Here is an 8489-nt window from a genome sequence, read left to right on the forward strand (position 1 = left end):
GACTCGGCCGTGAAGGTTTTGTATGCTTCAATTAATACAGCAGATGCCCCCGCGGGAGGACGACGGGTTTTTAAGTTTTTCACGCTTCACCACGGGTGGGTAATGATAGAGGCCCCTTGTGTTAAGAAGCTTTGAAAGGAACAAGGTGAATGAAAGAGAAGCATCAACTTTACAGCCATTAGGGGTTTATGCTTAAGTTGACGCCTAGGCATTCTGCAGGCGGGAATCCAGTGCACACGTTGCGCAGCGTGCCTGGATCCCGCCTGAGCGAGAATGACGAAGGCTAAAATTGAAATGACTGTGACTTGTGGGGAATAGATACGCCCGCAGCATGACCATTAAAATAGACAAGGAAAATTCGTGGATATCCGTAAAATTAAAAAACTGATTGAACTGATCAACGAAACCGGTGTTGGCGAAATTGAAGTGAAATCCGGCGAGGAATCCGTCCGTATCAACCGCTTTCCAACGCAAACTATTGCCCCTATGGTTCCGTCCTTTGTCCCTGCTTCGGAGACGACTTTTCAAAAACCGGCCGTTGCAGAAAAAATACCCCTAAAAGAAACTGAGGAACCCGCAGGGCATCTAGTGAAATCCCCCATGGTGGGAACTGTCTATCTTGCCCCTACGCCGGGAGCTAAGCCGTTTGCGAAGGTGGGGCAGCGTATCTCAGTTGGTGATACAATTTGTCTTATCGAAGCCATGAAAATGTTTAATAAAATTGAAGCAGATAAAAGTGGCGTCATCAGCGCCTGCCTCGTTGAAAATGAACAACCCGTGGAATTCGATCAACCCCTCTTTATCATTGAGTCAAACGAGTAATCTTTCATGTTTAAAAAAGTATTAATAGCTAACCGCGGTGAGATTGCGCTTCGCATCCATCGCGCTTGTAAAGAAATGGGTATTCAAACCGTAGCGGCTTATTCAACCGCGGATCGCGATTTAATGCATCTGCGTTTAGCAGATGAAGCAGTATGTATTGGCCCTTCAAACAGCACGCACAGTTACCTCAGCGTTCCGGCAGTTATTTCCGCTGCTGAAATTACGGATGCTGACGCCATTCACCCCGGGTATGGTTTTTTGGCGGAAAATCCTAATTTTTGCGAACAAGTGGAAAAAAGCGGATTCGTTTTTATTGGACCTTCGCACGAAGCCATTCATTTAATGGGCAACAAAGTTTCAGCGATTAAAGCGATGAAGGAAGCAGGGCTCCCTTGTATTCCAGGCTCCGATGGCGCTTTAGGGAAAGATGAGGATGCTAATCTTCTTATTGCCGAGCGAATTGGCTACCCCGTTTTAATTAAAGCGGCCGGTGGGGGCGGTGGGCGAGGAATGCGCGTCGTATATAGAAAGGCCGAGCTTTTAAATGCGATCGCCATGACACGAACGGAAGCGGCAGCGGCTTTTGGCACAGACGAAGTGTATATGGAAAAATTCCTCAAAAATCCACGCCATATTGAAATTCAAGTTCTGGGCGACGGCCAAGGCCATGCTATTCACTTAGGGGAACGGGATTGTTCCATGCAACGCCGGCATCAAAAAGTGATTGAAGAAGCACCGGCTCCCGGCATTACCCCCAAACAACGGGCCACCATCGGCGAACGTTGTGGACAGGCTTGTATTGCGATGAATTATAGGGGGGCGGGAACATTTGAATTCCTGTATGAAAACGGCGAATTTTATTTTATTGAAATGAATACGCGCATTCAGGTGGAACACCCCGTTACGGAAATGATTACCGGTATTGATCTTGTTAAAGAACAAATTCGGGTAGCGGCTGGCCTGCCGCTGGGTTATCGTCAAAGCGATGTCCAAATTAAGGGCCACGCCATTGAATGCCGCATTAATGCCGAAGACCCCAAAAATTTCATGTCTTGTCCAGGTCAAGTGACTGCCTATCACGCTCCCGCCGGATTCGGCGTGCGTATGGACTCCCATTTATACGCGGGTTATAACGTCCCCCCATATTACGATTCTTTAATTGGCAAATTAATTGCGTACGACGAAAACCGCGAGGAGGCTATCGCGCGTATGAAAAATTCTTTAGAAGAACTTGCGATTGAAGGAATCAAGACCAATACACCGCTCCATTTGACGATGATGAAAGATGAGAAATTTAAAAAAGGCGCTCAGAATATTCATTATTTAGAAAAGAAATTGGGATCTAAAAACTAGCGTCTTTTTACAATTCGCTAGGTTAAGCCAAAATAATAGAATTATAAACAGCTCCTAAAAAAGCAAGCCAAATAAATTCTTAGGATCGATGATTTCGGGCACCATATCCAACATATGGCCCACTTGAAAATCTTCGGCGAGGCTGTAAACCAAACGTAAGATCGCGTGGTCTTCTAACGCGAAACCCACCGAGTCAAAAATAAAAATTTCATCCGTGGAAGTCCGGCGGGATTTTTTCTTCTGAATTAATTCCCATAATTCCGCATAAACGTGGAAGTGGTTATAATTTTGTATTTCACCTTCTTCTTTGGACTGCTCGAGAAACTCAACCACCACTTTGCCACGTTCCAATATTTTCGGATCGAGTTCGGTTTTACCGGCGCGATCACCGCCGATGGCGTTAATAGTCGTACCCGGTTGTATCCAGTCGTTTTTTAATATTTGGGTTTTCTCTTGAATAGCAGTGGCGGTTGTAATAATATCTGCATTTTTAATGGCGGTTTCAACATTGCGTGCTCTTTCCAAATGAAAAGGATATGACGATAAATTTTTCTCAAATTTATCGAGGGCTTTTGGATCTATATCGAAATACTTTATGTTTTCAATAGCAAATAGCGTCTTATGCGCGATAACTTGAAATTCAGCTTGCGCACCTGTTCCCACGAAGGCAAACGTTTTTGAATCGGATTTAGCAAGGTGCTTTGAGGCTAAAGCCGACGTTGCCGCAGTTCGCAATGCGGTTAATAAGGTCATCTCGCTAATTAATACCGGGTAACCTGTTGCGATATCGGCAAGCATTCCAAGGCCAACGATCGTTAATTTATTGTTGAGGGGATTTAACGAATAGCCATTGATGTATTTAACTGAGTAATAACCCTTTCCCCAAAACGGCATCAATTCAATGACGCCATTTTCAACATGAGAAACCAGGCGCGGCATTTTTTCAAATTCATTCCAGCCAGAGAATGTGGTTTCCAATTTTTCTATGAGCTGAGAAAAAAATTTTTCTAAGGTGACTTTTTGAATTAGACTTTTAATGTCATCGACGGTAATTACTCTAACCATAATTAAATCCCTTGCTTAATTTGAAAGAAGCCATTCCATTCTCTGCGCTCCCATTAATTTTCGCCAACGTAAATAGCCAGCCACGGCTAGGCCTAAATAAATGACCAATAAAATACTATGCGCGGGGATGCCTTTGTAAAGGTAAAGACCGACATAAATTGCATCGACGATAAACCATAAAAACCACGTTTGAATGATCTTCCTACAAATCATCCATTGTGCGATTAAACTCAGGACAGTGGTCAGTGAATCTAAATATGGCGCTTGTGAGTTGGTGAAATGCTTTAATAATTCAGCAACGCCAAAAATACCCCTGGCGGCAAGGACGCTTAAAATAACAGGCAAACGCCATGATAAATTCAAAATGGGCCATTCTCCTATTACAAAGCTCCCTCGAGTCCATTGATACCAACCATAAAACATCGAAAGAAAATAAATTCCCTCTAACGTCATATCACCATAGATCCCTGTTAGGCCATACAAAACAATATTTAAGAGCAGTAGCTATCGCGCCGATTGGCCAGGCCCACTTATCCGCTTTGACATAAAAAACCATCGAAAAGAAACTTAAAATAGCGCCTGATATATCAAGCGCGTGTAATAAGAGTTTCATAATGCATGCAAAATACGATCCCCCCGGAGGGTTGTCAAGCACCTGAAACTGATACCCAATTTCGGCGCACTAAATAGTCTTCATATAGGCGTGCTTCCTCGCTGCCGGGTTTCGGCTGCCAATTGGGTCGCCAGACGACGCGGGGTGGGAGCGACATTAAGATCGATTCCGTTCGTCCGCCAAACTCTAAGCCAAAACGGGTTCCTCGATCATACAATAAGTTAAATTCCACATAACGGCCTCGACGATACAATTGAAATTCGCGTTGACGCTCGCCATATGGATGATTTTTACGATTTTGCATAATCGGCAAATAAGCTTCTAAAAAGCTGTCGCCTAGAATTTTGATAAATTCAAAACAGTGCTTAAATTCCCATTCATTTAAATCATCAAAAAACAAACCGCCAATTCCGCGCGGCTCATTTTGATGTTTTAAATAAAAATAGTCGTCACAAGCCGCTTTGAATCGCGGGTAAATCGCTTTGCCAAATCGATCGCAAGCTTTTTTGGCAACCATGTGCCAGTGCGACAATCTTCTTCAAAGCCATAATAAGGGGTTAAATCGCGTAACCGCCGTCAAACCACCAACGGGGGTCAACCTCGTCTTTTCCGACTATAAAAAAGCGAAAATTGGCATGAACGGTTGGTACATAAGAATTGCGAGGGTGAATCACCAAAGAAAGGCCTTCTGCTTGAAAAGCAAAGCTGCTAATTTCAGGGTTTTTTTGGGTGGCGGCTGGAGGCAATTGATTTCCATAGACGCACGAAAAGTCACGCCACCCTGCTCGATGACATGCCCTTCCGTCAAAAGACGCGTTCGACCACCACCATTGGGCTTTTCCCACAAAGTTTCTTGAAATCGACTCCCTCCCTCTTCTTTTTCGAAAGCGCGACAGAGGCGATTTTGTAAGTCCTTTAAATAAATACCCACTTCGGTTATTTTATTTTGACTATCTTTTCTCATCGAATTTCGTTTTTCCATCACTCCTATGCAGACGGGAGGAATCTAAACCACAGCCTGTATGAAGCGTCAGCGCAATATAGGAACCGATGCACTTACCCGTATTTCGCTGACGCTTCATACAGGCTACTTCCGCCTTCGTGAATTGGATTAGATTATTCAAACTCCATTCTGTTAATTAACACATGGCCTTCATTAATCTGGTTCAATCCTTTTTGATAAAGCGTTTTTTCCACTTGCGATAGCCGTTCATATTCTTCCAACGTTAAAGATAACGGCAACATCGGCGCCAGCGTTCGTGATTTAATAATAATCGCACATTTCTGCAAGGTGCGAACGATAATAAGCGCCGCCGTAACCAATAAACCGTTCAGCAAGATTGGCAGCTTCAATGTCATTCATCCCATCACCTACGTAGACGAAACGATGATGATTTAACCTAAGGGCTTCGATCACTTTACGTTTACCGAGCTGGTAGGTTAACGGGGATTCGGTCTCATAATTCAGATACCACCCTTTTCCATCGAAATAAACAGCCACAGCAAAAACATCCGAAGTTGGAATTCCCAATCGCTTGGCAAATGCTTCAACCGCGGCCTGGATTCCCGCCGAAATGAGATAAACCGTTTTATTTAAGTTATGTAAAATGGAAATAATCTCTACGGTATCGGGAGTTAAATTTGCATAATATTTCTCATCTAATTGATCCACTTGATCTTTAGTAGGATTTACTAAATCCAAGCGCTTTCGATAAATATCGGCTGTAATTCCGGTAAGGTTCATCGCAGTTTCGGTTAATAGTCGCACTTCCGAATCCACGTTATTAATTTCAGCCAGGTGATTGATTCCTTCAATTTGACTCAACATCCCATCACAATCAAAAATGACTGTATCGATCGGTGTTGTGATTTGCCACGGCATTGCCAACATTTCTAATTCTCTATTTTAGGGATGCTTATTGTATACTAGTTGTTATTTTCAACCAATAACAAGGATTGTAATGAGCAGCCCAACCCGATAGACTTCCCGCACTTCATTTATTTTTGCTACCGCCGCTGCAGCCATTAGACTCGGAAATATCTGGCAGTTTCCTTATTTAGCAGGTCAAAACGGCGGGGGCGTATTTGTTTTCCTTTAACTCCTTCTTGTCATTTTATTGGGTATACCTTTTAATGACGTCGGAAGTTTTACTCGGGCGGGTAGGGCGGGCAATCCCACTCTTGCTTTACAAAACGTAGCGTTAATCATAAAACGAAGCCGTCGCTGGCAAATATTGGGCGGCATGACCATTGCAGCCGGCTATTTAATTCTAACTTAACTATGTCGTCATTGCCGGATGGGTTCTCGATTATTTTGTTCGAGGTTTGTTGGATCAATTTCACAACACCACCCATTCGTCAATGATCGCTAATTTTAAAGCATTTCAGTCTAGCCCTGGCAGATGTTTGTGACGGACACTTTCATCGTCAGCGCTACAACGGCGGTGATCGTTTTAGGAATTAAACGAGGCCTTGAGCGAACTGTCCGATTTATGTTCCCCACCTTAATCATTTTGATGCTAATTTTAGTCGCTTATGGGATGACAACCGATTATTTCTATCGTGCGCTCATTTTTATTATTTAAACTAGACTTTCACCGAGTAACGGCACTCATTGCGTTACTGGCATCAGGGTAGGTGTTTTTTTAGTTTAAATATTACGATGGGAATCATTATTATGTTTGGTACTTATCTCCCTGATGATATTCCAATCGTTAGTTCAGTCATCGCCGTTTGTCTTGCCGATACGGCGATCTCTTTATTAGCCGGCTTAGTCATTTTTCCAGTGGAATTTGCTAATCATTTTACACCGGACTCTGGGCCCAGTTTAATTTTTCAAATTTTGTCTCTCGATTTTAACCAAATTCCCTTTGGTAATTTTTTTAGAGCGCTGTTTTTTGTTGTTATTGTTCGCTTCTTTTGCTTCCACAATTTCTTTATTAGAACCGGGCATTGTCTAGCTCATTGAAAATCAGCATTTTTCGCTCAATAAAGTAGTTGCTCTTTTGGGTTTTATTTTTTGGGTTTTAAGCTTTGGTACTATTTTGTCTTTCAGTCACGCTCCCTATTTCAAGCATTTTAGCTTTACTTTTTTCAAGGGATTGACTTTTTAACTTCAGCTATTATGCTGCCACTGAGCGGTCTTCTAATCGCTGTTTTTTCTGGCTGCTTATTGCCAACAACGCTCATTCAAAAAATGTTGGGCTGGAAGCGGCATAATTTTTGGTTTCGGTGTTGGCGATGGAGTAAACGTTATTTTACCCCTATCGCCATTGGTTTAATTTTACTGACATCTTTGAGAATTTTATAATGAATTACAAAATCCTTCTTCTCGATAATATTTCCCCACACGGGTTAGAAAAATTTAATCCAGAAAAATACACGCTTTTAACTGAGTGTGAAGAACCCGATGCGATTTTAGTGCGCTCTTGCAATCTGCACGATAAAAAAATTGCTGATCGCGTTCAGGTCATTGGCCGTGCTGGCGTTGGCGTTAATAATATTCCCGTTCGCCCACTGACTTTGTCCGGTGTTCCTGTATTAAACACGCCAGGAGCCAACGCTAACGCTGTGAAAGAACTGGTGATTACCGGGATCCTCTTAGCAAGCCGCCATATTTATCCCGCACTTGATTACGCGCGTCATATTGAAGGTGATGACGAAACGATCACTCAGCAAGTAGAAAAAAATAAAAAACGTTTTTCTGGCTTTGAATTACCGGGGAAAACTTTGGGCATCATCGGATTAGGGCAAGTCGGCGTTAAAGTTGCTAATGCTGCCGTTCGACTGGGTATGAAAGCCATCGGTTATGATCCGGCTATTACTGTGCGCAGTGCCTGGGAATTGTCCTCTGAAGTAGCGCAAGCCGAATCACTGCGGTACGTCTTAAGGAATAGTGATTTTGTCACAGTACACGTACCCCTCAATACTCATACCCATCATTTGATTAACGAAGAAGCGATTGCACAAATGAAAAATAACGTCGTGCTCCTTAATTTCGCCCGCGCTGAAATTGTGGACAATCAAGCGTTAGCCCAAGCCTTATCCAAAAACAAAATTCAAAACTACGTTTGCGATTTTCCCAGTAGGATTTTTAAATCCTTCCCACAAGTTATCTGTTTGCCACACCTAGGTGCTTCCACCAAAGAAGCAGAAGAAAATTGCGCTATTATGGTGGTCGAGCAAATACAAGATTTTTTAGAAAACGGTTATATTCGCAACTCCATTAATTTTCCCACCGTCAAGTTAGTGCGCACTGAAGGCTGTCGAATCGCCATTACTAATAAAAACGTGCCCAATATGGTTGCACAAGTTTCTACCGTTTTGTCACAAGCGGATATTAATATCATTGATATGATCAATAAATCCCGAGATGAAATCGCTTACACGATCATCGATGTCAATAAAAAAATTGATCAGAACATCCTTCACCAGTTGCAAAGTATCGACGGCATCATTCGAGTGCGTCTTCTTTAAGGGTAGTTAAATTTTATTAAATTCTTAACTTCTCTTTAAGGAAACGCCTTTTTGTATTCATTTTCCCCGTACACGAAGGAAAGCGATGAATTTATCTTCTGGGCAGGCGGAATTAATGGAAAGGTTTGTTTTAATTGAAGCAATTGATTATAGGGGTTGA

At 42.6% G+C, this 8489-nt stretch carries 7 protein-coding genes and 4 pseudogenes; 7 read left to right on the top strand and 4 right to left on the bottom strand.

All coding sequences use genetic code 11. From position 1 onward, the window contains the following. Window positions 1-360: 360 nt before the first annotated feature. Window positions 361-822, top strand: coding sequence for an acetyl-CoA carboxylase biotin carboxyl carrier protein (accB, locus tag OWO34_RS07795; protein ID WP_267257119.1), 462 nt, complete (start codon window positions 361-363; stop codon window positions 820-822). Window positions 823-828: 6 nt separating this feature from the next. Continuing rightward, a complete protein-coding gene (gene accC, locus OWO34_RS07800; protein ID WP_267257120.1) occupies window positions 829-2175 on the top strand; it encodes an acetyl-CoA carboxylase biotin carboxylase subunit in 1347 nt (448 codons plus the stop codon). Between the two features lie 54 nt (window positions 2176-2229). Here the strand turns inward: accC and OWO34_RS07805 are convergent, their stop codons facing one another. From OWO34_RS07805 to OWO34_RS07820, 4 genes and pseudogenes are all read right to left on the bottom strand, one after another. After that, a complete protein-coding gene (locus tag OWO34_RS07805; protein WP_267257121.1) occupies window positions 2230-3240 on the bottom strand; it encodes an ornithine cyclodeaminase in 1011 nt (336 codons plus the stop codon). Further along, a pseudogene (gene pnuC / locus OWO34_RS07810) lies at window positions 3233-3853 on the bottom strand (nicotinamide riboside transporter PnuC). The gene OWO34_RS07805 and the pseudogene pnuC overlap by 8 nt, the downstream one beginning before the upstream one ends. 34 nt (window positions 3854-3887) lie before the next feature. Continuing rightward, window positions 3888-4835, bottom strand: a pseudogene (hemF, locus tag OWO34_RS07815) (oxygen-dependent coproporphyrinogen oxidase). A gap of 134 nt (window positions 4836-4969) precedes the next feature. After that, window positions 4970-5744 (bottom strand): annotated as a pseudogene (locus OWO34_RS07820) (phosphoserine phosphatase). 106 nt (window positions 5745-5850) lie between these two features. Here OWO34_RS07820 and OWO34_RS09935 point away from each other — a divergent pair. The 5 genes and pseudogenes from OWO34_RS09935 to OWO34_RS07840 all read left to right on the top strand — a co-directional run. Then, a pseudogene (locus OWO34_RS09935) lies at window positions 5851-5952 on the top strand (hypothetical protein); the annotation flags it as partial. An 18-nt stretch (window positions 5953-5970) separates the two neighbouring features. Beyond that, window positions 5971-6132 carry a hypothetical protein gene (locus OWO34_RS07825; RefSeq protein ID WP_267257122.1) on the top strand — a complete coding sequence of 54 codons (162 nt, stop codon included), beginning with the start codon at window positions 5971-5973 and terminating at the stop codon, window positions 6130-6132. Window positions 6133-6261: 129 nt separating this feature from the next. Then, window positions 6262-6438 (top strand): hypothetical protein, encoded by a 177-nt coding sequence (locus OWO34_RS07830; protein ID WP_267257123.1) that lies wholly within the window; start codon window positions 6262-6264, stop codon window positions 6436-6438. Between the two features lie 29 nt (window positions 6439-6467). Continuing rightward, window positions 6468-6821: an SLC5/6 family protein gene (locus tag OWO34_RS07835; protein WP_267257124.1), complete on the top strand. Its 354-nt coding sequence runs from the start codon at window positions 6468-6470 to the stop codon at window positions 6819-6821. A 341-nt stretch (window positions 6822-7162) separates the two neighbouring features. Continuing rightward, complete coding sequence (locus tag OWO34_RS07840; RefSeq protein ID WP_267257125.1) at window positions 7163-8329, top strand: phosphoglycerate dehydrogenase; 1167 nt, start codon at window positions 7163-7165, stop codon at window positions 8327-8329. The last annotated feature ends 160 nt before the right edge of the window (window positions 8330-8489 follow it).

It is taken from the genome of Coxiella endosymbiont of Ornithodoros maritimus, assembly GCF_907164965.1.
In the GTDB taxonomy this organism is placed as follows: Bacteria; Pseudomonadota; Gammaproteobacteria; order Coxiellales; family Coxiellaceae; genus Coxiella.